Below are 26,657 nucleotides of genomic sequence, written 5' to 3'. Positions count from 1 at the left end.
GGCGTCCAGCGACTCAGTCGTGGCGTTCACGAACTCCGGCGCGTTGACGGCTCCCACCCGCAGGCTGTGGAACTCCCGGTATGCGTCCTGCATGAACTCCCAGAAGGACGTGTGTCGTTCAGGAGGGCTGGCTCGCCAAGGCGCCCATGTGTACACCGCCCATTCGCCGTGCTCGTCCACGTCCTCCGGGTCCAGCATGATGTCCACGGCATCGGATTCCACCGCCAGTTCAAGCCCCCGGGTCCAGATCGTGGCCCCCAGGATCTCCTCCCGCGTTGCTTCCTCGTCCAGGTCCTCCTGGACGATCTCAGCGAGTTCCACGCCGTCCTCGTGCCAGCGGGCTCCCTCCGTGCCCGCGAGCAGCCACACGAATGCGCCTGCATGCCGCCAGCCATCGGTGACCTCCAGGAACGTCCGGTACGACGGCGGAAGCCGGTGCCCAAGGCGCTCTTCGAGGGCCGCGATGCGCGCAGGTGTCGCGGGTTGGAAGCCCAGCCAGCGGGCGCGGCGGGCCTCCTCGTCGCCGACGTCCCGCACTTCACCGGGATCGCATGCGTCCGCCCACTCTTCGCTCCACCGCGTGAGGAAACCCTGCCAGTCGTAACTCGCGCCAGCCATCTCAGTCATGAGTGCGATCGTCGCACCCGGCACTGACATCAACGCCCGCCCACGGGGCGCGGGGCGGGCCCGGAACATGACAGCATCCAAGGCAGCTCCGGCCTCATGGACGCTCCCACGACATCGCCCGCCCCACCACCCGCGCAGTCCGCATCCGGCTTCAACCTCGCCAGCGCATGCCGATCGCGCTCGGGAGGGAATGCCGTGGTCATGCGGGACTTACCGGTTCTGAGGAAGCTCCTCCTGCCGCAGGTGGCCGGGCTGGTCTACTCGACAGGGTCCTCCTCGGCGTGCCGGACAGCCTTCTGCACGGCCTGCTCGCCGTCCTAGACACGGGTCTGGTGCGACAGCGGAACTCGGTCGTGGATGGTCACGAGCCGCGCGGCGCGTGGATCTGGACGGACAGCCGCCTTGTAGCGACATGAGCCATGGAGGGCTCCACGGCAGGTCCCCACGTATGCGAGCCACTCGCGGGCCAGTCCCGAGCCACCGCCGGACCACCTCGGCTCTCCCCACTGCGAGGTGGGCATCGGAGCCGGGAATTTCTGTGTTCGATTCCCCTTGCCTCGGTTCAGGTGTCGCGCCAAGTGATCGGGGGTGGACCGGCGGCGGGCCATCGCACACGCCGGACCATTCGCCCGTGTCTGGCGCGGCGCTGGCGTGCGGGTGGGCCGCTTGTGGCACGAGGGGTTGGGAGGTGTGGCGGCGGAAGTTGTCCGCACCGCTCACGGGAGTTGCCGCCATGCACCACCGTCACCACGCCCACCATCCCTCCGCCCGTCCGCAGGGCGCCGTTCGTTCCCCGCTCGGGGAGCTGGAGCAGGCGTTCCTGGCCCTCGCGCACCGGGTGGAGCCGCTCACACTGCCCGCCCAGCTGGTGTGCGACGAACCCGATCGGGCTGCGTGGCCGGTCGACGTCGTCCGCACTCATCTTGCCCACCCCTCGACCCGGCCGGAGTTGCGGGAGCGGACCTGGCGCGAGGTGGTCCGGCGCGCCCACGAGCTGGGTGAGCCGTGGGACGTGGTGGCGGTGGCCATGACCGTTCCGGTGCTGCGCCGGATGCTCGCCCGGCTGGCCCGCCCTGCGCATCTGGAGCGTGCTGAGGTCGAGCAGGAGGCCTTGGCCGCCGTCGCCACGTCCCTGCATACGGTGAACCCTGGCATGGAGCGTGTGGACCGCGAGCTGTTCCGGGCCGCCGACCGGGCCGTACACCGGCTGGTGTACGCCGCATGCCGCCGCGCGCGGCGCGAAACCACCCCTGCGGCCACGGACCTCAACCGCCTCTGCGCCGCCCCACAGGCCGAGTGCGGTGAACCGGTGGACGAGCTGACGGTCCTGGCCCAGGCCGTGCAGGCCCACGTGGTGGACGTCACCGAGGCGCGGCTGATCGCCCGGACCCGCCTGGAGGGTGAGCCCATGCACCGGCTGGCGGCCGAGCACGGGGTGAGCGTGCGTCAGCTCTATCGGCACCGCAGCGCCGCCGAGCAGCACCTGGCCGCTCACCTGCGACGCCAGCTGCAGGACCGGTAGTACGCCCGGCGGAGGGATCTTCGGCGGCGGGACGTCAATTCCCGCCGCCGGGATCTCTATTCACGAATGGAAGGGGGTGCCACCGGCACTCCTTCCGCCCGGGTCCGGGGCGGCGGCCACTGCCCCGGACCCGTCGGTACTCCGTGCGGGGTGAGCACGACCGTCTCGTGCTGACACCCGAGAATCCGCCCCTGCCGCGCCCTCGTAAGGAGGACGGCGCCCAGGCCAAGGGTCGGGCTCACCCCGCACCGAGCCTCGTAACACCATCGCTGCCCCCACCCTCTCCCGCCCCTGCCCGGCTGCCCCGATGGAGGTGTGCTGCCATGCCCGCAAGGCTCCCTCGGCCACGCCAACCGCTCATCCGCTGGTCCTCACGCATCGCTCTCACCGCCGCCCTCACCACGTACGTGCTCCTGGTGAACCCGCCGCTGGTGTGGGCGGTCGCGGACATCCCGACCGTCATCTCGAATCTGCGGAACTGGATCGTGGGCATCCTCGGCGGTCTGGCCACCCTGTTCCTGACCTTCGGCGGGCTGCGCTACCTCATGGCCGGAGGCGATCCGGGCGAAGTCGAGGCCGCCAAGCGGGCGTTGAGGGCCGCGGCCATCGGATACGGCCTGGCCCTTCTCGCCCCGGTGATCGTGGTCGTGCTGCGCGGCATCGTCGGCGCGGGCGATGGCGGGGGCGGACAGTGAGCCGCGCCCGGCGTCTCATCCGCACCCTGCCGCGTCTCTGCGCATTGGGCGTCTTCGTCCTGGTGCCGCTCTCCATTCAGTTCGTCCCCACGCACATCGCGTACGCCGCACCTCAGCAGGCGCCCGCGGCGCCTGAGCCGGAACCGCAGCCCGCGCCCGCCCCCTCACCTCCGGACCCCGGCCCGGAGCCGAAGCCCGAGCCCGCGCCGGGTCCGACGCCCTCACCAGGGCGCCCCTCCCCGGAGCCAGAGCGGCCCTCCCCGCCGGAGCCGACTCCCGGCCCGACTCCGGCGGCCTGTGAGGCGGACGGCGATCCCAGTGACTGCGACAAGGGCACCGCGTGGGGCCTGGACAGCCTTCTCGACATCCCCGGCATGATCGTGAACGCGGTCACGGCGTTCCTGGGCATGCTCGTCGAGCAGGCCATGAAGCCGCTGCGGGAGTTGCTGGCCGACACCCTGCTGGCCACGCCTGACGTCACCGAGCACGCGGACATCAAGCGCCTGTGGACCAACTGCATGGCGATCACTGCCTGTATCTACGTGCTGTTCGTGACCGGCGGCGGGATCACGGTCATGGGCTATGAGACGGTGCAGACCCGCTACGCCCTCCAGCAGATCGCCCCGCGGCTGCTGGTCGGGATCGTCACAGCGGCCGCCTCGCTGACCGTGATGGGCAAGGCGATCGGCCTGTCCAACGCCCTGGCCCACGCCATCATGGCCACCGACATGGCCGACGCGGGCCAGGGCCTGGTGGAACGAGCCCTGCCCTTCAGCCTGTTCGGCGGCACGGGCATCGCCATCTACCTGCTGCTGCTCGCCGTCGTCGAACTCGTTCTCGTCCTGGCCGTGCTGGTCGGCTTCATCGTGCGCGTCGCTCTGATGGCGCTGCTCGCCGTGATCGCGCCGCTCGCGCTGGCCTGCCACGCCCATCCGGTGACCGATCCGATCGCCCGGCTGTGGTGGCGGGGGTTGGCGGGATGTCTCGTCATCCAGATCGCGCAGTCGATGACGTTCATCCTCGCTTTGAAGCTGTTCTTCGCCCCGGGCGCCACCACGCTCGGCATCCCCAAGGCCGATGAACTCGGCACACTGCTGGCCGGACTGGCCCTGTTCTGGGCGCTGTTCAAGATCCCCGGCTGGACACTGCAGGTCATCCTGCGCGGCACGCCCATCCAGCAGCCGCACGCGCCCGCACCGGTGCGCATGCTCCGCCACCTGGCCCTGTACCAGCTGATGCACCACTACCTGCCCGCCCGCACCCCCGGCCGCGGGCCGGGAGGCGGTGGTCCTCGCGGAGCCGGGCGCGGCCAGCCCGGCGGCGGACGTGGACCGCGCGGGGCCGGGGGCAGCCCCGGTCCAGGGCGGGGTGGTCCCGGTGGCGGGCCGCGGCCGGGCGGCGGCGCGGGTGGACGGGGCCGAGGGGTTCCGGGCGGCCCGGCCCACCCCGCTCCCGGTGGGGCGGGTCCCGTGTCTCCCGGCCGTCCCGGCCCCGGACCTGCGGGAGGAGGGCCTGGAGGCGGGGCCGGTCCTGCCGACAGTCCCGCCGGTCCGACTCCCGCCCCCGCTCGCCGGGGCACTCCCGCGCCAGGTCACCGACCTGCGGGGCCCGCGCCGGGGGTGCCCCCAGCACCCCGTCCGGCTGCCGCCCCTGGCCCCGTTCCCCGGCCGCCCGGCGGCCAGTTGCCCCCACGGCATGGTCAGCGTGCTGCTCCTCATCCGCGTACGCCACAAGGCCCCCGCGCCACACCGCACACAGCCCCGGCACAGCGCAGACGGCCGGTGGCCCACCCCCTGCCGCCGCATCAAGCACCCGCCCACCCGGTGCGGTCCTCCCATGCCGGGGTGCCGCCAGGCACCAGGCGGACTGCGCGTCCGCCCGTCCGGTTCCCTCGGGTACTCCCGCCCGCTGCCGTCTCGCTCCCCGTCCGCCCTGCTCCTGTTCCGTACGTGCGGCGGCCCCTTCAAGCCGGTCGTGCCGCTCACGTCCGTGTCCGGCCGCCGCGCCCGATGCGGCTGCGACTGCCCCTCGACGCGCCTCGGAGGTAACTGCGCATGCCCCACATCGACGAGTCGGCCGCCGACACATACACCACACGGATCCCTGCCGACATCGCCCGACCCGACCGCCTCCTGGGCCCCTTCACGGCACGGCAGACCGCGTTCCTCGCCGTGCTGGCCCTGGTCCTGTACGGCGGATGGTGGGTCAGCCGCCCGTTCATGCCCCCGCTCGCCTACCTCGTCATGGTGATCCCCGTCGCCGGGGCGGGAGCCGCACTCGTCCTGGGGAGGCGGGAGGGCATCGGCCTGGACCGTTTCCTGATCGCCGCCCTGGCACACCGACGTACCAGTCGGCGGCGCGTGTACGCGCCCGAAGGCGTCCCGCCGTTGCCCGGCATCGTCCCCGGCAGCTGGGCCAGGGCCGACCGGCCGCCTCCCACCGCGGCGGATATGCCGTACGACGGTGTCACCGACCAGGGCGTGCTCGAACTCGGTGACGCCGGCAAGGCCGCACTCGCCACATGCTCGACGGTCAACTTCGAGCTGCGTTCGGCGGCCGAACAGCAGGGGCTCACCGCGGCGTTCGCACGCTGGCTCAACTCCCTGACCGGACCGACTCAGTTGCTGGTGCGCTGCCACCGCGTCGACCTCGCCCCGCTCGCCGACGGCCTGCAGCACGAGGCCGCCGCGCTGCCGCATCCCGCACTGGAACGTGCCGCCCGCGCGCACGCCGCCTTCCTCGCCGACCTCGCCTCCGGCAGTCACCTGCTGGCGCGGCAGATCGTCCTGGTCGCCCGCGAGGAGGCGGCCGCGGGCAGCCGTCGGCGCAGCCCGAGCGCGGGACGGGTGCTCCAGCGCCTGCACGAGGCCTCTCACGCCCTGGCCGCCGCCGAGATCACCGTCACGCCCCTGGATGCGGAGCACTGCGCGGCGCTGGTCGGTGCGGCCTGCAACCCCGACACCCCCAACCCGCCGGACGGCGGTTCATCGGAAGGTGGCCGCGCATGATGCGACTTCCCTGGCAGGGGCGAACTCCCGTTTCAGCGAACACTGTTGACGTCTCACAGCTGCTGGACGCCGCGGGGCCCGAGGCCATCGAGGTGCACGCCCGCGCCCTCGCCATCGGTGAGCATCTGGCCACCACACTGGTAGTCACCGGCTATCCGGCCGAGGTCTCCCCCGGCTGGCTCGCCCCGCTGCTCACCTTCCCCGGCCATCTCGACATCGCCCTGCACATCGAGCCGGTCCCCAACCCGGTGGCCGCAGCCGGGCTGAAGAAGCAGCGGGCCCACCTGGAATCCGGGCGGCGCCACCGTTTCGACAAGGGAAACTTGGACGACCCGGAGGTGGAGGCTGCCGCTCACGACGCCGCTGAGCTCGCCTACCGGATCGCCCGCGGCGAAGGGAAGCTCTTCCACGTCGCCCTGTACTTGACAGTGCACGCCGCGGACGAGGAAGCACTCGCCGAGCAGGCGGCCGCGGTGCGCGCGGTCGCCGAGTCCTTGTTGATGACCATCGCGCCGACCACCTACCGGGCGCTGCCGGGCTGGCTGGCCACGCTGCCGCTGGGCATCGACACGCTCAAGATCCGCCGCACCTTCGACACCGCCGCGCTCGCCGCGTGTTCGCCTTTCGCCAGTCCCGACCTGCCCCTTGCCACCGGCGCCGACGAGGCGCCTCGGGGGGTGCTGTACGGGCTGAACACGGTCTCCGGCGCCCCGATTGTCTGGGACCGCTTCGCGCAGGACAACTACAACTCCATCACCCTGGCCCGCTCCGGTGCGGGCAAGTCCTACCTGACCAAACTGGAGCTGCTGCGGCTGCTGTTCACTGGTGTGACGGCCTCGGTGATCGACCCGGAGAACGAGTACGTCCGCCTCGCCGAAGCCATCGGCGGCACCGTCATCGCACTCGGCGAGGAGGGCGTACGCCTCAACCCCTTCGACCTGCCCGCGGCGACCGGCCCTGGAGAGGACCTCCTGACGCGCCGGGTGCTGTTCCTGCACACCTTCCTCGCCGTCCTCCTCGGGTCCGAGCTGGCCGCGGGAGACAAAGCGCTCCTGGACCGCGCGATCCTCACCACGTACACACACGCCGGGATCACTTCCGACCCGCGCACCTGGCAGCGGACCCCGCCCACGCTCGCCGATCTGGCCGCCGTCCTGGCCCGTGACGGCGGCGAGGCGGCGGCCTCTCTCGCCGACCGGCTCGCCCCCTTCACCACCGGCTCGCACGCCGCGCTGTTCAACGGCCCCAGCACCGCCTCCACCACCGGGCACCTAACTGTGTTCGCCCTGCGGCGGCTCCCGGACGAGGTGAAGGCCCCAGGAATGCTGCTCGCGCTGGACACCATCTGGCGGCAGGTCACCCACCGCCCCCAACCCGGCCGGCATCTGGTCGTGGTGGACGAAGCCTGGCTGCTCATGCGCGAGGGCGAGGGGGCACGCTTTCTGTTCCGCATGGCCAAGGCCGCCCGCAAGCACTGGACCGGCCTCGCCGTCGTCACCCAGGACGCGGACGATGTACTCGCCTCCCCTTTGGGCCGGGCGGTCGTCTCCAACGCCGCCACCCAAGTACTGCTGCGTCAGGCACCGCAGGCCATCGATGCGATCAGCGAGAACTTCCGCCTCTGCCACGGGGAACGGGAGTTCCTCCTGTCCGCCGCCCGCGGCGAAGCCCTGCTGCTGACCGGGGACCGCCGCCACAAGGTCTCCCTGATCAGCGTCGCGGCCCCCGGCGAACACGAAGTGATCACCACGGATCCGGGCGAACTCGCCGCCCGGCACACCGGCGACGTATTCCTGGATGACGACGATGACGACGCGCTCCTGGACAGTGACGTCGCCGCCGTGGAGGAAGTCGCCGCGCACACGGGGTGGCAGCTGTGAACGCCTACGACCTGCTGGCCACCGCCCAACTGGACGGGCCGGTCGTGGACTTCCTCACCCGTCCCCATTCCTTCGGAGTTGCGGGGATCGGCTCGGTCCTCGACTGGTGCACCGCGGCCGCCCCCGTCCTGCTCCCCGCCGCCCTCGCGTCCGCCGTCGGTGTACACGCCGCCCGGTGCCGCCTGCTCCACACCCGTCAGCAGCGCCTGGCCGATGGGGCGCGCTGTGTGGAGATCCTGGCTCCGCCCGCCGTCGCGCCCAAGGGCGGTGAGGTCCTGTGGGCCCAACTGGCCGGGCTGCTGCGCCCGTGGTGGCGCCGCCTGACCACCGGCCAGCCCCATCTCGCCTTCGCATACGCCTGGTCCCACACCGGGCTGCGCATGACCTTGTGGGTCCCGGGCACGGTGCCGCTGGGCCTGGTGCGCCGCGCCGTGGAGGCCGCCTGGCCCGGCGCCCACACCCGGGTCACCGAACCCGAGCCGCTCCTGCCGGGTGGGCACACGGTCACCGCCGGACGGCTGCGTCCGGCCCGCCCCGACGCCCTGCCGCTGCGCACCGACCACACCGCCGACCCGCTGCGCGCACTGCTCCAGGCGGCCACCGGCATGGGTGAGGACGAGTCCGCATGCGTACAGATCCTGGCCCGCCCCGCCACCGGCCGAGCTCTGCGCCGGGCTCGCCGCCAGGCCCGGCAGCTGAAGACCGGGCACCCCTCATCCCGGCCCCACGCCCTCGCCGCATTCCTGTTCCACCGCGCCCAGCCCGTCATCACCGGCAAGCAGGACCCCGAACACGGCCCCGCCGTACGCCAGATGGCCGCCAAACAGTCCGGCGCCCAGTGGCAGTGCACCCTCACCTACGCCGCCGCCTGCGCCCCCACCACGGCCCGGGCAGAGGACGTGGCGCGCGGCCGGGCCCACGCGCTCGCATCCGCCTTCGGCCTGTACGCCGAGCGCAACTACCTCGCCCGCACCCGCCTGCGCCGCCCCGAACCCCACCTGAGCAGTCGGCAGTTCCCGCGCTCGCGCCCCGCACTGCTGTCGGTGCCCGAGCTCGCCGCCCTCGCCCACCTGCCCCTCGACGCGGACGCACCCGGCGTGCGGCGGGCCGGGGCCCGCTCCGTCCTGCCGCCCCCGCAGATCCCCGAACCCGCGCCCGGACGCGGCATCAAGCCCCTGGGCCACTCCGACACCGGTGCCCGCCGAGCCGTCGGCCTCGCGGTCCCCGACACCCGCCACCACCTCCATGTCATGGGCGCGACAGGCTCCGGCAAGTCCACACTCATCGCGAACCTCGCCCTGGACGACGTACGCAACCACCGCGGCGTCATCGTCATCGACCCCAAGGGCGACCTGGTCACCGACCTCCTGGACCGGCTCCCCGACACCTGCGCCGACCGTCTCGTCCTCATCGACCCCGACGACGTACACACCCCGCCCTGCCTGAACGTGCTCGACGGCAGCGACATCGACGTCGTCGTCGACAACATCACCGGCATCTTCCGCCGCATCTTCACCGCCTTCTGGGGCCCGCGCACCGACGACGTGATGCGGGCCGCCTGCCTCACCCTCCTCAAACACCGCACCGTCTCCGGGCAGTTGGTCACCCTGGCCGACGTCCCCCGTCTCCTGGGCGAGGCCGCCTTCCGGCTGCGGATCGTCCCCGCCCTCAAAGACCCCGTGCTCCGTGGCTTCTGGGCCTGGTACGAGTCGATGTCCGAGCCCTCCCGCGCGGCGGTCATCGGCCCGGTGATGAACAAGCTGCGCGCCTTCCTGCTGCGCGACTTCGCCCGCCGTGCGATCGCCGCGGGACCCTCCACCTTCGACCTCACCAGCGTCCTCGACGGCGGCATCCTCCTGGCCCGCCTCCCCAAGGGCTCACTCGGCGAGGAAACCGCCCGGCTGCTCGGCTCGTTCATCGTCGCCGGGACCTGGCAGGCCGCGGCGGCCCGCGCCCGCACCCCTGAACACGCCCGGATCGACGCCACGTTGAGCATCGATGAGGCGCACAACTTCCTCACCCTGCCCTACCCGCTGGAGGACATGCTCGCCGAGGCCCGCGGCTACCGCCTGTCCATGCTCCTTGCCCACCAGCACCTCGCCCAGCTCCCCCGCGACCTGCGCGAAGGCATCTCCGCCAACGCCCGCAACAAGGTCTTCTTCAACGCCTCCCCCGAGGACGCCAGTTCCCTGGAGCGCCACACCCTGCCCACGCTGGCCGCGCACGACCTCGCCCACCTCGGCCCCTACCAGGCGGCCGCGCATCTCCTCGTCTCCGGCGCGGAATCGGCCGCCTTCACGCTCACCACTCGCCCCCTGCCTCCGCCGGTGCCCGGCCGGGCACGTGACCTGCGCGCCGCGGCAGCCGCCCGGACCGGCCCGCGCCCGGCGGCCCGCCCCTGACCCCGCAACGCCTCCCGCATCGACCTCATGCACCCGGTGGTGACCCGTCATGTCCGCACTCCCGCGCCCCGCTCACGGCCCCGGTTCGCGCTACACCGCCCGCGCCGCCACCACCCGTCCCCGGCCCGCCCGGGATGGGGACGTGGCCGCGCTCGCCCGCCGCCTCACCGGCCGCGACCTCTGGCTGGCACGGATGCTGCACGAACACCGGGTGCTCACCACTCACCAGATCGCCCGCCTCGCCTACACCTCCGCGCGCTCCGCCCAACGCCGTCTGCGCACCCTGCACGAGCACGCCGTCCTCGATTCCTTCCGCCCCCTGACAGCCTCCGGCTCGGCCCCCGAGCACTACACCCTCGGCCCCGTCGGCGCCGCCCTGCTGGCCGCCCACGCCGGACTCGACCCCACCGCCCTCGGCTGGCGCCCCACCACGACCGGCCGCATCGCCTACTCCCCCTCCCTCGGCCACGACCTCGGCGTCAACGAACTCCTCACTCACCTCGCCGCCCGCACCCACACCGCATCCGGGTCAGGGCTCGCACTCTGGCTATCCGAACGCTCCGCGGCGCGCCGCTGGGGCGACATCATCCGCCCCGACGCCTACGCCCACTGGCGCGACGGTGACCCGCTGCTGCCGTTCTTCCTCGAATACGACACCGGCAGCCAGCCACCGGCCCGTGTCGAGGCCAAACTCACCGGCTACGCCGCCTTCATCGCGGCCACCGGCAGCCGCCCGGCCCTGCTCCTCCACACCCGCACCGCCTCCCGCGACCAGACCCTGCGCCGCCGCCTCGCCGCCGCCGCGCGCGAACTCGACCTCCAAGTGGCCACCTCGTCCGCCGACTTCACCACCACAGACCCGTGGGGACCCTGGTGGGCCCCGCTCGAACCCACCGCCCACCGCACCACCCTCACCGGCCTCGCCGCCCACTGGCCGCACCTGTCCCCGGCCGCCGGACTGGAACCGACCGACGCCGACACACCCCTCACCCTCCCCGTGCCGCCGCTGCCGCCCGATCTGGGGAGCGGATCGTGAGTTCCCTGCTCGCCAGGACAGCCACCGGCATCGGGTGCACGGTCCTGGCCCTGCCGCTGCTGGCCGCGCTCATCGCCGCCGCGCTGCTCGGGAGCCTGCTGCCCGGCGGCGTCTCGGCGGCCCCGAGTAAGCACGCCCTGGCCGACATCCCGCCCTACATGCTCGCCCTCTACCAGCGCGCCGCTCCCGAATGCCCTGGCCTGTCCTGGACGGTCCTCGCCGCGATCGGCAAGGTGGAGTCCGACCACGGCCGCCACCCCACGATGGTCTCCTCGGCTGGCGCGGTGGGGCCGATGCAGTTCCTGCCCTCCACCTTCAAGGCGTACGACCATCCCGTCCCGCCCGGCGGGAAGAAGCCGCCCACCCCCTGGGACCCGGTCGACGCCGTCTACGCCGCGGCCCGCCTGCTGTGCGCCAACGGCGCGCGCAACGGCAAGAACCTGCGCCGGGCGATCTGGCACTACAACCACAGCGACACGTACGTCGACCAGGTACTGAAGATCGCCGACGGCTACGCGATCGCCGCACCCCCGGCAACTGGCCCCGCCGCAAGGGCCGTTGCCTTCGCCCGCGCGCAGCTCGGCACCCCCTACGTGTGGGGCGGCGATGGCCCGTCCGAGGGCGGCTTCGACTGCTCCGGCCTGACCCAGGCCGCCTACCGCGCCGCCCAAGTCAGCATCCCCCGCGTCGCCCAGGCCCAGTACGACCACGGCCCCCGCCTCCCCAAAGGCGCTGTTCTTGCCCCCGGCGACCTGCTGTTCTTCGGCACCGGCCCTGGCGCCATCACTCACGTCGCGCTCTACACCGGCCACGGGCAGGCCATCGACGCGCCCCGCCCCGGAGCGGTCGTCCGCGAAGGACCCGCACGTACCAACTCCCCCTCCTTCCAGGGCGCGACCAGGCCAGCGGCGCCAGACAGCGGTGGCCGGTGAAACAGATCGCCACCCGCGAGGCTGTCAGCCTGCTCCGAGCCATGACCCGCGTGCTGTGCGTGGTCGGAGTCCTGGCCCTGGTCTTCACCACGGTCAACGTCACCCGTTTCGCCACCAGCCGCGACGTCCCCCTGCCCATCGCCGTGCTCCTCGACCCGATGATCGGCACCGCGCTCGCCGGCGTCCTCTACGTCGACGCACGCCTGGCCTCCTGGGGCATCACTCCACCCGCCTGGTCCACCGCACTGCGCTGGGGCGCCGGATCGGTCGCCGCCCTCATGAACACCTGGGAGAGCCTGTGGCCCGACGGACAGATCGGCTGGCCCCACCGGGCCGATCCGGCAGCCGTCCTGCTGCACCTGACTCCGGCCCTGCTCCTGATCGCCCTGGCAGAAACGATCGCCGCGTACCGCAGAACCATCACCGACCTCCTGGACCGGATCGCCTCGACCGAACACTCCGTCCGGCCCCGTCCCCTGGCCGCCGCATCCGGATCGGCGCCAGGGCACACCCATCTGGACACCACCGCCACCGAACCTCCGCCTTCCCCTCCCACCGCGGGCAGATCCGATCCGGATTCCGCCTCACCCCACGCCCCCAGCACCACCGGCCCCGGCCGCGACAGGCCCTCCACGGCCGACGACACGCCCGACGGCCCCGCTACGGCACACGCCCCCCAGGCGGACGGCGACACGGCGACAGGCGCCGACGTGTGGGCGCGGGCCGTGGCACTGGACGCCGCGGCCCGCGCCGCCACCGGGAAACCCGTGAGCATCTGGCGGCTGCGCACCGATCTGCGCATCGGCCCCCGCCGCGCCCAGCAGATCCGCCAACAGCTCCTGGCCCATCGCCCCGGCCCGCCACCTCCGGCCTGATGAACTGCCCCGGGCCGCCGCTTGATCTCCCCCGCCAGATCCGGAGCGGGGGATCTGCCGACGACCGCTCACCGATCAGTGCCGCCCCCCTCACCCAACACCTGCCCACCGCCATGGCACCGCTACGAGCTGGTCCGATCCAGAACCGATCGGTCCGCTTGACTTCCCGCCGGAGCAGAGCGTCCATGGTCGTGGCCGACGAACCGAGCGGGCCAGCGGACAACCGCCAACCCGCCCGCGCCACGGCCCTGTTCACCCGGGAAACCCGCGCTGCGCACGCGCCCGGGAACACCCGCAGCCCCCACACTCACAGGGCCGCACCCCGGCCGGGGACCTCAACCACCAGCTTCCTCACGGGAATCGAGGTTCCCTCATGTCCGACACGACGACCGACGCCGTACGCACACTGCGCGCCGCCCCCGTCCCCGAACCGCTCACCCAACTGACCGGCGCGCCCGCCGCGATCTACACCGAACTGACCAGCCTCATCGAGGCGGCCACCACGGCCGAACTCGCCCTCGCCGCCGGTCTGGGCCGCTCCACCACCGGCAAGGCCCTGACCACCCTGGAACAGCACGGCCTGGCCGTACGCACCCCCGGCGGCCACGACGGCCCCCGCCGCACCCCCGACCGCTGGCGCGCCGCACCCACCGCCGAGAACAGCGGCGACAGCACCACCGACCAGGAGCCATCCCTCACCGAAACGGAACCCTCCCACCCCAAGGAACGGGACACGGACGCCCCAAAGACGGGCAGCACCAACGCGAACCCGGGAGCCGCCCCCGGCGGAACGAGTGCGTCGCACGGCAACAGTCCGGATCCCGTCACCGCCCCGGTGGCCGACGCGTCGCAAGACGCCGACCACAGCAAGGCAGGTGGCAACAGTGAGAACGAGCCGCCCACCACAGGCGGCAGCGACAACCCCACGGGCCGTGTCCTCCCTGCCTCCCAGGGCGACGGCGAACAGCAGAGCACACCCACGGAAGCGATCATCCTGCCGGGCGGGAGGCAGCGGCTCGCCCCCGGAGCGCTGCGCCAGATGGTCATCGCCCACCTCCAGGCGCACCCCGGCGAGGCATTCACCGCCACCAAGATCAGCCGCGTCATCGAGAAGTCCTCGGGCGCCATCGCCAACGCCCTGGCCACCCTCACCCGGCAGGGCATCGCCGAACAGGTGACCGACCAACCACGCACCTACCGCCTGGCAGAACCGGAGGGCACCCGATAGCCCGACCAACCAACACAGCCGGGGTGCTTCCAAGGGATTGGGAAGCACCCCGGCTGCAGTTCGGGCCAGTTCGTTCAGCGGGGTCTGGACGTCGAACATCCGTAAGGTGACGCCGGGTTCCTGTGGCGGCAGGTCCGCGAACGGCCGCGGATCGTCGTCCGCGGCCGATGCGGGTGCCAGCAGTCCGCCGCCCGGGAAGAGTGGCGAACAGCAGAGCGACGGATCTTCACACCGCACGCCGGAACGGGCCGGATATGGCTCGGGGCGTGGCTTCCCGCTTCCTCCTGCGTGGTCCCGGCACGGGTTACGCAGATCTCTGTGGCAGAGCGACGCTCAGCGCAGGGACGGCGTCCGCACCTTGTCCAGAGAAGGGAAGAACTGCCTCTACCGGAGCGGGCCATAGCGGGACTCGGGGCGTTCGTCCGGGGTCATGGGCAGTTCGCGCAGCTCCACGGGGCCGGGGTAGTACACTCCGCCGTGCGGACCCGTCACGTTCTCACCGACGAGCCAGCGGTAGAACCACTCGGCGACGCTCATCTCGTACTCGAAGAACTCGCCCTCTCCGGGCTCGACGAAGATCGATCCCCTGCCCCCTGCCGCCCTGGGGCCGTAGAAGACCATTTCCGAGCGGTCGGTGCTGAAGAGCGGGATCAGACCATCCGCCGCGCCGAAGACGAGCTCGCTCACGCCTAGGGACACGCACGGGTCCCCCTCGGGCTCGTCCTCGTCGAACTCGATCTGCGACCAGGCTTCGGCACTCTCCCGTATCCACTTGCCGAGGTTCCACCACTCTGTCGCGGGGTGGTGCAGATACAGATGCCCGTTGATATGGAGCGGGCCGTAGCCGTCGACGATCTCCTTGTAGTCCGCGGGAAGGCTGGTGCCGATGCTCTCCTCAATGGCCTGCCAGCTTCCCTCGCGCTGGTAGGTGCGCGGCGGTTCGCCGAGCATCTCCGTCACCTTTCGCAGGTACGCGTCCTGTGTCATACCTGTCACCTCCTCGGGCATGTCGCGCTGCCTGTGGTGACACCACCGGACGGTGTCTGTCGGATCACGCAGTGCTTCCTTGTTCGGTCTTCTAAAACAGAGTAGTCGTACTCGATCTTCGTCGGGATTCCGCTTCCACTGTTCCCGTAATGCGGGACGATGGAAACTGCCACGTGTTTGCCCAATGTGACGCTGTCAATGGCCACGAGTTGACCCCCGGTGGCGGTCAGTAGAGCCCATGCACTGACGGGCACGAGAATTCCCCACGGACAGCGTCATGAACAAGAAGATCAGCGCCGCCATCTGATCCGGCACAGACGGCAGGTCATCGCACTGGCCCGGAGGGTACCGCCCGGACTCATCGATACTCGGGCCCCGCTGAAGTGCGTACGCGCCGCCCGAACTGCCCGAGAAACGCAGCTTCTAGCCAGCAACGGAGCCATGCATGAGATACGCCTACTGCGGCCACGTTTGCAGCCTCAGCCGCGAGGCTTTCCTCGCCGGGCTCGCGGCGCAGCGCGCAGCGTGACGCCTCTTCACCGCGACGTAAATCATGTGCCCGCCACGAGCACTGCGGCTACGGTAAACCTCGTTCAGGTGCGCAGGTTGCGGCTACTTCTCCTGTCAAGAGAGCAACGCGGGTTCGAATCCCGTCGCCGACTCCTGGTCGGTGTCGTCTAGTGGCCGAGGACGCTTACGTCGCCGCCGCCGATCTTGACCTCTGAACGCTCGACGCGAGCCGTCCGCCAGGGGGGGAACCAGGCGGGCGGCTTCGTCACATGCTCGCTGCGCAGGCCTCAAGCCCACAGCGCCCGCGGCCACGGAGTCGATGAGCGCGAGCGTCTCCTCGTGCGCATCATCCGGAAGTGCCTCCACCACGGCGCCGGTCTGCTCGGTCAGCGTGCCCGCGATGCGCGAAGGCCTGCGCCGCCCCCGGCGAACGGTCTCGTCGCCACCTCATCGCGCTCAGGGGACCCATGGAGAGCCGAGCGGCCCGCTGAGCGTCGCCTGCCACCCGCCTACCCTCGCGGAATCCTGCTCTGCCATGAGCAACGCGCTCCGCAGAGACCGAGAGTCATGGCCGTCGGAGCAGTGAAGGACGAACGGCAGTCGGCCAGGAGGCTCGCAGATCCCCGAAGTTGTCGTTTGCGCCCGCACATTTCTCCTGCGTCGGCGGCAGCAACTACAAAGCATCCCCGGCCAGTTTGATTACACAGGACACCAACAAACGGAAACATCCGTCATTTCGGAGGAATGGGTACGGTTGCGGGCAGTTGCGCACTGTAAAGAAGTGGTCAATAGTGATGCCCGGCCTGAGTCATTTGGGTGACTTCGGGCCGGGCATCACCTATGCGGTGTGCCGTGCGCCAACACGGCATCACCACTCCATCACCGCTCATCACGAAGAGAGAAGACTTACGGTGACGAAGTTCTCCGGACGCTTGAAGCAGCGCGTCAGTGCAATCGCGGCCGTGGCCGTGGCTGCCACTCTTGCGGGAAGCGTACCCGCTCACGCCGAAGGCAGCAGGACCTCCTACATCCAGGGCTGGAAGGCCGAGAAGGAGTCCAACCGCTGGCGCGACAGCCAGAAGGACAAGAACGCCACGAAGGTCCAGTTCAAGGGCTGCGACAGCGACAGGTCCAGTGGCTTCTCGGCTCCTCTGACGCTCTACCGGGTCAAGTCGCTCGCGACGGACCCCGGGTACGGCAAGAAGATCAACACGTGCAACACCAGCAACTGGGGTCAGACGAAGACTGCTGGCCAGTTCTACTTCAAGTACCACTCCACCGGTTACACGATCTCCGTCGACTCGGTGAAGATCTCCTGGTAGCGGACGCCAAGCGCTGACGCCGACCGCCGAACCATCAGCTGGGGCCGCTCCATGCCGAGCGGCCCCTGGCTCTGCTCCACGAGGCCGCATGATCCTGGAAGTATCCCGCTGCACCTTCGGGTACCGGCGGGGCGTTCACGTACTCGACAATCTGTCGCTCGCCTTCGAGCGAGGTTGCACAGTACTGCTCGGCCCCAACGGGGCAGGCAAGTCGACCCTCCTCTCCATCGCCGCCACAGCGATAGAACCCATATCAGGGCAAGTCAGTCTGCGAGGACTGATCCCCGACTCTGCCAGGGCCCGCAAGAAGTACCGAAGCCGGGTCGGCTGGCTGCCTCAGCAAGTGCGGCCAGTGGCCGGGCTGAAGCTGCGGGAGCAGGTCGCATATGCCGGGTGGCTCAAGGGCATGTCGAGGCGCGCGGCCTGGGATGCTGCCGCGCCCGCACTCGACCGCGTCGGCCTCGGCGCGCTCGGGGAACGGACCGGGCGGCAGCTGTCCGGCGGCCAGCTCCGGAGGCTCGGTATCGCGCAGACTCTGGTACACGGAGCGCGCGTTGTCCTGATGGATGAGCCCACAGCGGGACTCGACCCGCACCAGCGTGGGGTGTTCCGAGACCTCATCGGCGAACTCTCGCAGACCACGAGCTTCGTCGTCTCCACGCACCAGACCGAGGACTTGGCGGAGATCTTCGACTCGGTCGTGCTCCTGGACCGGGGTGCGGTGCGCTTCCAGGGACCGGTCCCTGCGTTCCTCGCCACCGCGCCCGCGGACGCCGCTCCCGGACGGCTCGCGGAAGCGGCGTACGCCGGCTTCGTGCGCGGGGAGGTCTGACCATGCCCTGGCGCGCGCTACTGCGTACCTCCGGCGCGGTGTGGGGGCTGCTCCCCGCCTGCGTATGGATGTGGTTCTACTCCCGTCAGCCTGACGCCCTCATCTCCGCCCCGGAGGGTTACTGGGAAGCCGCTACGGCGCACACCGCCGTCGTAAGCATCATCCCGCTCACCCTCTGTGCCACTACCGGGGCCTGGGAGGCCGTCCGACTCCGGCGTTCAGGCCTCGTTGACAAGGGTGCCGCCGCACGCTCGCCGCTCGTCGTGGCGCTGTCCCAACTCCGCACGGTGTGGGGGGTCGGCATCCTCTGCGTGATGGTGGCGCTCGCGTGTGTCGCTGAGCGGGCCATGGGCGGCCCCGGTGGGCCGGACCTGCGGGTGCTGGCGCTGCTGGGCCTCCTGGTTCTCACATACACGCTGGTGGGCTACGCCGTGGGGTGGCTGCTGCCATGGATGCTCACGGTCCCCGCGGTCGCGGTGGCGACCTTCCTGTGGCTGAGCTACCCCGTGGCCGTGGAGCCGCTGTGGCTTCGCCAGCTCAACGGTACGAACCTCAATGAGGGGTGGTCCTACGAGCGGACCCTCGATGCCCGCGCGCTGATCGCCCCGGGGCTGGTGGCCGCTGGGCTTCTCCTGGCGGCACCGATCGTGGTGCTGGCCCGCACCCGCATCGTCCGGCTCACGGCGGTGCTGCCGGTGGCCATCACAGCCGCAGTCGCCGTGCCCATGGTGATGCCCCTGGAATACGACCCCACCAAGTCCCGGGAGACAAGCGCGCTCAGCTGCGCTGGGGAACCCGTGCAGGTGTGTCTCTGGCCAGAGCAGAGCCAGGACGCCGATAAGTTCCGCCCCTGGGTCGAGGACGCCGCCGTCCGCCTCAAGAAGGCGGGGGTCAAGCTGCCGAAGACGTACTCGCCCGCCTTCGCCGACCCTACTCGGGCGGACGTGGTCATGTCGTTGGTGAGCGGCATGCTGCCGGACCCGGTTCCGGCGTGTTCCGAACGGCACGTGTGGCCGGGAGAGAAGGCCTACGCCCCGGTGGCGATGTGGCTTGAGCTGACCGCAGGGGGCAACACCGACGACGTCGCAGGCCGCATCGATGACGGAGGCAAGACAATGTCCCTCGTCCAAGATGTACGGAAACTTCCCGCGAACGCCCAGACGCAGTGGTACAGCAAGAACCGCTCGACGCTGACGGACTGCAACCTCAAGCCCCGGTTGGCAGCCACGGCCTATCAGGGTGATACCAGGTGATCTGGTGGCTGCGGGTTCGCTCCGCCCCTGCGCTCCTCGCCGCCCTTGCACTGGTCGTCGGTGTGGCCGTGCTCGTGCCCGACTCGGAAGTGCCCGTGCCCTCCGTGGCAGGCTCGTTGTCGAGTGGGCTGCCCTTCCGCTACCTCGTGCCGCTGCTCCCCGTGCTGCTCATCCTGTACGGGCAGGCGCGGGCCGACGGCGCCTCGGAATCCGTAGCGGTACGGCCCGTGCGATGGCTGGACACCTGTTTCATGACGGCAACAGTGACGGCACTGGTCCTGGCGTCGGCCTTCGTGCCCGACGGTGTCGCTGTCGCCCGCAACACCGCCGGATACCTGGGCTGCGCTTTGGTGCTCCGCTGGCTGTCCACCCCGAGACTGTCTCTCGCGCTGATCACCTGCTTGCCGTTCGCCGTAGTGTCACTCGGCGGCCGGGGCGGAGGCCAATCAGCCTGGTGGGCCTGGCCGCTCCACGAAGGGACAGCGCCGTTCGCCGGCGCGTGTGCCGCCGTATTCTTCGGCGCAGGGCTGGCGTTGTCCTTCCGTGCACCGCTGTTGGGAAAGGGGCGCGGAGCGGACGACTAACCGACCTCGGCGGAGCGGTTCGCGCCGTCGGGCTACCTCCAGTCCAACGGGCCGGGCGCAGGCGCTTCGTGGCAGGACCGCGTGGTTTTCGCGGCGATGAACATCCGGCGATCCGCAACGCCGGGCACTCCGGCGGACGTTCGGCGACGACGCCGACGGGGCCGCAGTGACGGCCACAGAGATCAAGGCGCGCACCGCGCGGAGCATGAGCACCCGCACCCGCACCCGCACCCGCACCCGCAAGGCAGCCTCGTCGGCGAGTAGGCAGGCTCGGGCGGGGCGTGGGCTGGTCCGGAGGCCGTGCAACACTCCTTGACGCCTCAGCAGCGTGCGGGGCACTGGATAGGGGGGGAAAGATGACGCGGAATCGATGGAGGAGACGGGGCACCGGGGTGTGGGCGGCCGCTGCTGCGGTCGTGGTCTTGGCCGGGTGCGGCGATGAGGAGTCTCGGAGTGCGAAGGACGACACCAGTTCCAAGCCATCGGCTTCGGCTGGGGCTTCAAAGGGGTGGAACCAGTCGGCTGTCCGAGCAGACCTGACGGCTGCGACGAAGGACGCAGGTGTCGGCCCGGAAACGGATGTGCCCGTGGGCGAGGGTATGAGGGGGTGCGCGGCGGACTGGGCCACGTTCGCTCCCGCATCAGACGCGCAAGTCGACACGGTCGTCAGCACACTCCGCGAGCACGGGTGGAGGGTCACCGAGCGCCGGACGCACAAGAAGTCCGGTCTGACGTCGCTCACTAAGCGATCTTGGACCCTTCAGGTGATTCATCGCACCCCCGAAGGTAACGACTACTTGTCACTGCTCGCATTGCGGCAGAGCAAGGCCTGCGAGGCGGCAGCCGAGGAAGCCAGCTACTGAGGATTTCGTCTCGGCGTGGCACCGCGATCGGGTAGGAGTTGCCCCTGTGGCTTCGACGGTGCGGGCGTACGGTCGGCAGAACCGCTTTGGTCGTGCGTAGAGCACCATGAGGCTTGCGGCGTGGCGATCGGAATCGGTCCCAGAGAGTGAAGGCCCGCGAAGTGACGCCGCCGGAGTCGCACGACATCGCCCTGGAGCTCGCAGAGCCACGGCGCACGCTGGAAGTCGGATTCGCCGAGCAGCACGGGGAGTTGGCGCTCCTCGTCCATCGCGGCGGTCAGATGGACAAGGCGCTCGACGAGCATGAGAAGCGGCTCGACGATCTGGAGCGGTCCCGCTGGCCGCTGCCATCGTTGGCCACGGCCATGGGCTCAGCCGACTACCGGGTGAGTCGATACCGCACGAGAGCTGACCCAGCCTCGGGTCGTGTCATCGACGACCTGCACATCCTGCATGGCCGCAACCGCCGCAGAAACCACCGCTGTTGCACTCACACGGGCAGGGCCCCGGTGCACGGCGTCGGGCCACCGCGGCCCTAGTGGTGAGTGTTGCCGTTCGGGCAGGGCCGGAAGGGGTGGTGGGCCCGGTGGCTGCCTGGAGCAGGCGGAGGCGTTCAGGCAGCGGGAGGCGGTCGAGCGCGGCGAGGCGTTGCGGCAGGTTGTTGTCGTGGGCCGCAGCGGACAGTTGAGGGGAGGCTTGGTGCAGCAGGCTGATTGCGGCCTCGTCGACGGTGCGGCCGAGTGAAAGGGGACGACCGTCGAGCAAGTCCCGGTCGTAGAGCTCGATGACGAGTTGGGCGAGGAGGTCGTACAGGGGCAGATGCGCGTGGTGGGTGTGAGCGGCGAGGCGGGAGTGGGCTTCGGTCAGCAGGCGGTGGGCGGCGCGGCGGTAGGACGGGTGCATGGCTGATGTGTCCTTTCGGCTTAGGTGCGGTGGGGCGGCACGAGGCCGGTCCGCGTGGCGTGATCGGTCCCCTAGCGGGGGCCGGGGTGCGGGTGGCGGACCGGCGTGTCCTGCGCGCAAGCGATGGGTGCGGCGGTCAGAGGGTTTCGCTGTAGGAGCAGGTGCGGGTGTGTCCGTCGTCGCGGGGGAAGGTGTCGGGGTAGGAGGCGGGGAGTTGTCCGTCGCCGAGCGGGGCGGGGCCGGTGGCCAGGTGGGTGCCGAGGTCGGCGAGGTGGCGGACGTAGGCGAGGGGGACCTGGGCGGCGCATTCGGGGCAGGGGCCCAGGAGTTCGAAGGCCTCGTCGTCGTAGAGCGGGGAGCGGCACAGGAAGACGTACGTCTCGGCAGTGTCGGGGCAGGTGGCGGTGGCCAGGACCGGTTCGCCGGGGGTGGTGCGGCGGCGCAGCCAGTCCGGGGTGGTGGTGATCTGGTCCAGGCCGAGGCCGAGTGCGGCGGCCAGGCGGACGGCGGTGCGGGCGTGTTCTTCGCCCCGGTAGCGGCCGTGGGGGCTGACGGCGGTGGTGTGGCGGATGAACACTGCGGCGGCGTGGGCGCGTTCGGCGAGCGAGGTCATGGCGGCGGTCTCCTCTGCTTCTTGCTTCGCGGATGCGGTCGGGCTGTCCCGTGTGGGGCGCCGTGGCGGGTCAGGGGTGAGTGACGGTGAGGGGGCCGACGTCCGGGTCGGGGCGGTGGGTGCGCGGGACGGGGGTGGGGTCGGTGAGTTGGGTGCACAAGGCGCGGATGAGGTGGGTGGGCGTGCGAGGGTGGGCGGTGGCGTACCAGAGGGCGGTGTGGTCGGTGGCACGGCGGGCAGCGAGCAGCCAGTTGGCGCCGCCGTGGCCGTGGGCGTCGGGTCGCAGCGGGGTGACGAGGACGGCCTGTTGGCCGGGTGCGTACCAGGCGCATTCGTGGCGGCCGAGGTCGCGCATCCATCCGGCCTCGGCCAGCGGGGCGGTGGCCTCTTCGGGCGTGCCCGGCGGATGGAGGTAGTGCGGAGTGCCGTCGTGGTCCGGGGCCTGGGCGGTGAGTGCGGTGGCGAGGGCGGCGGGTAGTTCGGGCGGGGTGGTGGGGGCGAAACGTACGCGCCAAGTGGCGGGGCGCCCGGGTGCGGTGCGGGCGGTGAACTCCCAGTCCGTGTGCGGCTCTTCGCCGTCGGTGGGGTCGGGCGCGCTGCGCGGGGTCTGGAGGGCTTCCAGTAGGCCGTGCGGGTCCCGGCGGGCGTAGGCGCGTGCTTCGTAGAACGGCTCTGGGGTGAAGCCGTAGGCGACCAGTCGGTCGGTGATGCGCCGGGTACCGAGGGCATCGGGGCCTGCCAGGTAGCCGGGAGCGATCCGGTACGGCGGGGAGGCGGGGCGTGTACTCATGGCAGGGGGCAAGTCCTCTCCGGGAGGGTGGGATCAGCGGGTGCGGGCCAGGGCGGCGGTGGCGGCCTGGCCGATCGCGGCGGCGGCCTGGGCCGGGGCGGTCAGTTCGAGCAGGGTGGAGCCGGGCAGCGGGCGGGGGTCGGGTTCGAAGGCGAGCCAGAGGACCGCGCACCCGGCCGCGCGCAGTGCGGTGATGCGGGCCGTGGCCACGCTGGCCTCGTCGGGGTGGTAGCGGCCGTCGGAGGCGATCACCAGGAGGCGGCCCGTGCCGGAGGTGGCCAGGCCGAGCCCGGCGGACAGGGCGTCGATGGCGGCATCGAGGCTGTGGCCCATCCCCCGGGCGGCGAACTCGGTGACCTTGGGCGGGGTGTGGCCGGGTGCGGTGATCGCGGTGACGGCGTGGTCGTAGGCGACGGTCGCCGAGCGGGAGTCAGGGTCGGTCAGTGCCGCCGCCTTGGCCACGATCCAGGCGGCCGAGGCGATCGGGGCGGCGGCCAAGCTCATGGAACCGGACACGTCCACCGCGATGCCCACCCGCAGCGGCGGGGTGGGGGTGTGGCGGTAGCGAGTGTGGATCCAGGGAGCAGCGGTGGGGGTGGCGCCCGCCGCCCGCTGGGCATCGCGGGCCAGCGCGCCGCGCATGTTCAGACGGCCGGGAGGGGCCACCGACCAGGTCACGGCGGCGGTGCGTTCCCGGTAAGAGGCCGCCCGCAGAGCGCGGGCCAACTGCCCGGCCGCCTGCTTCTCCGCGCTGGTGGGCGGGCGTGTGCGGGTCACCGGAGACTTGGCGGGCCTGCGCCGGGGGCTCTTGCCCGGGGTGTGCGGGCGGGCGCCGGGCGCGAACACCTGCTGCGCGGTTCGGGCGGCCTGCCGGGCCTGTGCCGCTTGTGCGGCCTTCGTCTGCCTGCGGTCCTGGCGGGCCGCCTCAGCGCGGGCCCGGGCCTGGGCCCGCGCGGCCTCATGAGCGGCCACGGTGACAACGACCGTGCCGACCGCCTCGGCGAGTTCGCCCCTGCGTCCGGTGGGGTCGGGGGCCGGTTCCGGGCTGTGCGGGTCGGCGGCGAGCGCCTGGCACCAGGCCTGGGCGTGCTCCAGCATCGCTGGGCCGTCCTCGTCGGCGGTGGTGTGCGCGGCCGTCCAGATCTCGGCGAGCCGTTCCAGCAGATCCGGGCCGAGCACTCGGCGGGCGGTGTCCTCCACGGCCCTCGTCTCGTCCGGGTCGAGGACTCCGGCGTCCCGGCGGGCCAGGATCAGCGCGGCGGCCCCGGCCACCCGCCAGGGATCGCTGGGCGTGGCGACGGTGAAGTCGCCCATCACCAGGGTGCGTGCGGCGGCCCGCAGGAAGTCCCGGTCACCGGGACGGCGGGCGAGGTGGGCGTACTCGGCGCGGGACTCCTCCAGCAGCTGGGCCGCCGTGTCCAGGGCGGTGCCGCGCAGCGGGGGCGGGGTGCTCCAGCGGGAGTGGGCGGCGTGGGCGGCTTCGTGGACGAAGGCACCCCAGGCGGTGGGGTAGCGCTCCTCGTCCCCGGCCCGGGCCGGATCGATCAAGGCCGGGACATGCGGGGCGAACAGCGCCCGGTCGATCTCCAGTTGGGCGGTGGTGGGGTAGAACGCGGCGGGTGCCCCCGAGCGGGTCTGTTCCTCGCAGGTGACCAGCACGTCATCGCGGTCGGCGAGTTCGGGCAGGCGCCCGGCCAGCGCGGCCGCGATCCGGCGCCACTGCGCCTCATCGGCGGCCCGGCTGGGGGCGACCAGCGGGCCGCCGTCATCCTCCCAGCGGGCCAGAGCCGCTGCGGTCTCGGACTGCGCGGGCGGCGCGGGCATCACGTGCGGGTGCACAGGCATGGCAGATCGGTTCCTTCCACGGGGCGTTGGTGCGGGGGCACATCGGGCAGGCCGCGCGGATGCCGCCCGCAGGCGGCTCTTAGAGCTGGCGGCCCAGGGCAAGGGCGGCGGCCGGGCGGCCGGTCGCCTTGGTGACGATCTCGGCGACCGTGTCCCGGTCCTCCAGCGGGGCAACACCCACCAAGTTGGCGAAGGCCGCCTCGATGCCGAGCACATCGACAATCTTCTGGAAGGCGATCAGCTCACGGAGCTGGGGCGCCCATCCCACATCGCCCGCCTCCTGGAGCGTGGCCAGGTTCCGGGCGATCCGCACCGCCGCGCGATTGATCTTCAGGTGGGCGGCCAGGTCGTAGTCGGAGCCGACCTGGATCTGCACGCTGAACCGGGACGCGAGGGCCTCGGTCAACACCGCCCCGTGCACGCCCGGGTTGTGCCCGGCGATCACGTAGAACCCGTCGGCGGCGGTGATCGTCTCGCCCTTGTGCGCCTTGACCTGGATCTGACGGCGGCCATCCATCGCCGGGTAGAGGGCCGCAAGCACCTTCGGTGAGATCAGCGTGGCGTCGTCCAGGAGCAGAGCCCGGCCCTCGGTCATGGCGGTGACCAGCGGCCCGTAGACGAACTCGTAACCGCCGCTGGCGTCCTGGGTGTACTCACCGATCAGATCACCGACCGTGGTGTCCCCGTCCCCGGCCACCGTGATGAGGTCACCGAAGGCCGCCTCGATCAGCGAGGTCTTCCCTGTGCCCGGCGGCCCGTACAGCAACACCGCCACCTGCGCGGCCCGCAGCCTGCGCAGCGCCTCCACATCCGGCAACTTGGCCAGTGCCCGGGGGTGATACGTCTGCCCATTCGGCCGGGTGACCGGCCCCGGCCGCCCACCCGGTGGCCCGGCGGGAGGAGGCACGGGCCCGGCCGGGCCCGGGGCGGGAGGAGCACCCCTCAGGCTGGGCGGGCGGGGCGGGGCGACCCCGGTTCGCTGGGCAGCGGCCGCCGTCGCGGAAGTCGCCCGGTACATGCGCGGCTTCGCACCGCACCGTTCCGCCTCACCGCGCGAGACGAGGGTCTCGCACGCGTTGCCGACCGCTCCGCCCGAATGCCCCAGCACGTTCACCAGTTCCGTGACGGAGTACATCGCCGCCGTGTTCCGGGCCAGGATCTGCGCGACTCTTGCCCGCAGCTCCCCCGGCCGCGCCTTCCCGCCCGAAATCACGGCGGGCGGTGAACTCGCGGGCCCAGCCGGGACGTTCGACGCGGGCGGACTGCCCGCCGGGGTCGGCAGGAGAACGGGGGCCGGGGGCAGGCCGGGCGGCGGGGCGGAACTGGTCATCGCAGAGCCTTTCGACATCGGTCCATCAGGTCACGGCGTACCGGGCTGGCGGCCCGCGCAACGAGCCGGGACAGCGGGAGGCAAGCCAGGAAGATCAGGAGGAGGCGGGCTCCACTGGTTAAGGAGAACTCCGGGGCCAGTTGTGCCAGGCAGGTCGGAGATGGCCCGAGGGCGTCGACCACACCTGCTGGCTGCCTGCAGCCGCCTTCACCCCACTCCGGCCCTCCTCTTTTACGAATTCACCTCACCCGACCTCGGGCGCACTCCACCCGTCATCCGTTTTCGGGCGGACCCCTCGGCGGGAATTCATTTCCCGGTTTCCCGGGAACAATTCAAAGATAGCTCGACTCGCCACCCACCTGAAGTCGCATCCGGACTTGATAATGCTGGAATTCTCGCGAATTCACGACCGGAATTCAGGGGGAATTCCGGCACAGCGACGCAAGGCGTCGTGATCGGGGGCAGGCACGACCGATTCCCAGGCGCCCGCAGACGCCAGCGACGTCACCCTTCGAGTGCGCACTCGAATCCACGGCGGCCCGGCGCGGGGGGGGCGCCCGCGGCCGCCGGGGCGCCCCCCCCCCCCCCCACGCACCCACCAAAAACGACCCCGCGGGCCC

General features: G+C 71.5%; 21 protein-coding genes and 1 pseudogene. 16 read left to right on the top strand and 6 right to left on the bottom strand.

Going from position 1 to position 26,657, the window contains the following annotated elements; genetic code table 11:
• Window positions 1-627 (bottom strand): SMI1/KNR4 family protein (locus ACFWZ2_RS37665; RefSeq protein ID WP_384553652.1); only part of this gene is annotated, 627 nt, incomplete at its 3' end.
• Window positions 628-1,360: 733 nt separating this feature from the next.
• Between ACFWZ2_RS37665 and ACFWZ2_RS37660 the strand changes: the two genes are divergently transcribed.
• The 10 genes from ACFWZ2_RS37660 to ACFWZ2_RS37615 all read left to right on the top strand — a co-directional run bounded on the left by ACFWZ2_RS37660 (window position 1,361) and on the right by ACFWZ2_RS37615 (window position 14,205).
• Window positions 1,361-2,149: a hypothetical protein gene (locus ACFWZ2_RS37660; RefSeq protein ID WP_384553651.1), complete on the top strand. Its 789-nt coding sequence runs from the start codon at window positions 1,361-1,363 to the stop codon at window positions 2,147-2,149.
• Window positions 2,150-2,472: 323 nt separating this feature from the next.
• Window positions 2,473-2,844 (top strand): pilin, encoded by a 372-nt coding sequence (locus tag ACFWZ2_RS37655; RefSeq protein ID WP_384553649.1) that lies wholly within the window; start codon window positions 2,473-2,475, stop codon window positions 2,842-2,844.
• Window positions 2,841-4,892 carry a hypothetical protein gene (locus ACFWZ2_RS37650; protein WP_384553647.1) on the top strand — a complete coding sequence of 684 codons (2,052 nt, stop codon included), beginning with the start codon at window positions 2,841-2,843 and terminating at the stop codon, window positions 4,890-4,892. Before ACFWZ2_RS37655 ends, ACFWZ2_RS37650 begins: the two co-directional genes overlap by 4 nt.
• A gap of 6 nt (window positions 4,893-4,898) precedes the next feature.
• Window positions 4,899-5,852 (top strand): PrgI family protein, encoded by a 954-nt coding sequence (locus tag ACFWZ2_RS37645; RefSeq protein WP_384553645.1) that lies wholly within the window; start codon window positions 4,899-4,901, stop codon window positions 5,850-5,852.
• Complete coding sequence (locus ACFWZ2_RS37640; RefSeq protein WP_384553660.1) at window positions 5,852-7,732, top strand: VirB4 family type IV secretion system protein; 1,881 nt, start codon at window positions 5,852-5,854, stop codon at window positions 7,730-7,732. Before ACFWZ2_RS37645 ends, ACFWZ2_RS37640 begins: the two co-directional genes overlap by 1 nt.
• Window positions 7,729-10,134, top strand: coding sequence for a type IV secretory system conjugative DNA transfer family protein (locus tag ACFWZ2_RS37635; protein WP_384553644.1), 2,406 nt, complete (start codon window positions 7,729-7,731; stop codon window positions 10,132-10,134). Before ACFWZ2_RS37640 ends, ACFWZ2_RS37635 begins: the two co-directional genes overlap by 4 nt.
• A 49-nt stretch (window positions 10,135-10,183) precedes the next feature.
• Window positions 10,184-11,170 (top strand): replication-relaxation family protein, encoded by a 987-nt coding sequence (locus ACFWZ2_RS37630; protein ID WP_384553642.1) that lies wholly within the window; start codon window positions 10,184-10,186, stop codon window positions 11,168-11,170.
• Window positions 11,167-12,102: an NlpC/P60 family protein gene (locus ACFWZ2_RS37625; RefSeq protein ID WP_384553640.1), complete on the top strand. Its 936-nt coding sequence runs from the start codon at window positions 11,167-11,169 to the stop codon at window positions 12,100-12,102. Before ACFWZ2_RS37630 ends, ACFWZ2_RS37625 begins: the two co-directional genes overlap by 4 nt.
• Before the next feature lie 41 nt (window positions 12,103-12,143).
• Window positions 12,144-12,977 carry an extensin gene (locus ACFWZ2_RS37620; RefSeq protein ID WP_384553638.1) on the top strand — a complete coding sequence of 278 codons (834 nt, stop codon included), beginning with the start codon at window positions 12,144-12,146 and terminating at the stop codon, window positions 12,975-12,977.
• Window positions 12,978-13,350: 373 nt separating this feature from the next.
• Entirely contained in the window at window positions 13,351-14,205 is an 855-nt protein-coding gene (locus tag ACFWZ2_RS37615) for a hypothetical protein (RefSeq protein ID WP_384553637.1), read from the top strand.
• A 384-nt stretch (window positions 14,206-14,589) separates the two neighbouring features.
• Here the strand turns inward: ACFWZ2_RS37615 and ACFWZ2_RS37610 are convergent, their stop codons facing one another.
• Window positions 14,590-15,192 carry an SMI1/KNR4 family protein gene (locus tag ACFWZ2_RS37610; protein ID WP_384553635.1) on the bottom strand — a complete coding sequence of 201 codons (603 nt, stop codon included), beginning with the start codon at window positions 15,190-15,192 and terminating at the stop codon, window positions 14,590-14,592.
• 1,472 nt (window positions 15,193-16,664) lie between these two features.
• On the opposite strand from ACFWZ2_RS37610, the gene ACFWZ2_RS37605 reads away from it, so the two are divergent.
• The 6 genes and pseudogenes from ACFWZ2_RS37605 (at window position 16,665) to ACFWZ2_RS37580 (ending at window position 21,095) form a co-directional block, all read left to right on the top strand.
• Complete coding sequence (locus ACFWZ2_RS37605) at window positions 16,665-17,024, top strand: hypothetical protein (protein ID WP_384553634.1); 360 nt, start codon at window positions 16,665-16,667, stop codon at window positions 17,022-17,024.
• Between the two features lie 88 nt (window positions 17,025-17,112).
• Window positions 17,113-17,592 (top strand): annotated as a pseudogene (locus tag ACFWZ2_RS37600) (ATP-binding cassette domain-containing protein); the annotation flags it as partial.
• Window positions 17,591-17,950, top strand: coding sequence for a hypothetical protein (locus ACFWZ2_RS37595; RefSeq protein WP_384553658.1), 360 nt, complete (start codon window positions 17,591-17,593; stop codon window positions 17,948-17,950). The pseudogene ACFWZ2_RS37600 and the gene ACFWZ2_RS37595, both read left to right, overlap by 2 nt.
• A complete protein-coding gene (locus tag ACFWZ2_RS37590) occupies window positions 17,859-19,109 on the top strand; it encodes a hypothetical protein (RefSeq protein WP_384553632.1) in 1,251 nt (416 codons plus the stop codon). The genes ACFWZ2_RS37595 and ACFWZ2_RS37590 overlap by 92 nt, the downstream gene beginning before the upstream one ends.
• Entirely contained in the window at window positions 19,106-19,693 is a 588-nt protein-coding gene (locus tag ACFWZ2_RS37585; RefSeq protein ID WP_384553630.1) for a hypothetical protein, read from the top strand. Before ACFWZ2_RS37590 ends, ACFWZ2_RS37585 begins: the two co-directional genes overlap by 4 nt.
• Window positions 19,694-20,702: 1,009 nt before the next feature.
• Window positions 20,703-21,095 carry a hypothetical protein gene (locus ACFWZ2_RS37580; RefSeq protein WP_384553628.1) on the top strand — a complete coding sequence of 131 codons (393 nt, stop codon included), beginning with the start codon at window positions 20,703-20,705 and terminating at the stop codon, window positions 21,093-21,095.
• A gap of 500 nt (window positions 21,096-21,595) precedes the next feature.
• On the opposite strand, the gene ACFWZ2_RS37575 is transcribed toward ACFWZ2_RS37580, so the two are convergent.
• The 4 genes from ACFWZ2_RS37575 to ACFWZ2_RS37560 form a co-directional block, all read right to left on the bottom strand.
• Window positions 21,596-22,072, bottom strand: a complete 477-nt coding sequence (locus ACFWZ2_RS37575) for a hypothetical protein (protein ID WP_384553627.1) — start codon at window positions 22,070-22,072, stop codon at window positions 21,596-21,598.
• Window positions 22,073-22,142: 70 nt separating this feature from the next.
• On the bottom strand, window positions 22,143-22,862 hold the full coding sequence (locus tag ACFWZ2_RS37570; RefSeq protein WP_384553625.1) for a DUF317 domain-containing protein: 720 nt from the start codon (window positions 22,860-22,862) through the stop codon (window positions 22,143-22,145).
• 33 nt (window positions 22,863-22,895) lie between these two features.
• The gene (locus ACFWZ2_RS37565; RefSeq protein ID WP_384553623.1) at window positions 22,896-24,707 is read right to left on the bottom strand and encodes a hypothetical protein; all 1,812 of its coding nucleotides are present in this window, start codon (window positions 24,705-24,707) and stop codon (window positions 22,896-22,898) included.
• Window positions 24,708-24,786: 79 nt separating this feature from the next.
• Complete coding sequence (locus ACFWZ2_RS37560; protein ID WP_384553656.1) at window positions 24,787-25,842, bottom strand: AAA family ATPase; 1,056 nt, start codon at window positions 25,840-25,842, stop codon at window positions 24,787-24,789.
• Between the last annotated feature and the right edge of the window lie 815 nt (window positions 25,843-26,657).

The organism is Streptomyces sp. NPDC059002 (genome assembly GCF_042740435.1).
In the GTDB taxonomy this organism is placed as follows: Bacteria; Actinomycetota; Actinomycetes; order Streptomycetales; family Streptomycetaceae; genus Streptomyces.
Note: the sequence above shows the minus strand (reverse complement) of the source record. Positions and strands in the feature narration are given on the sequence as shown.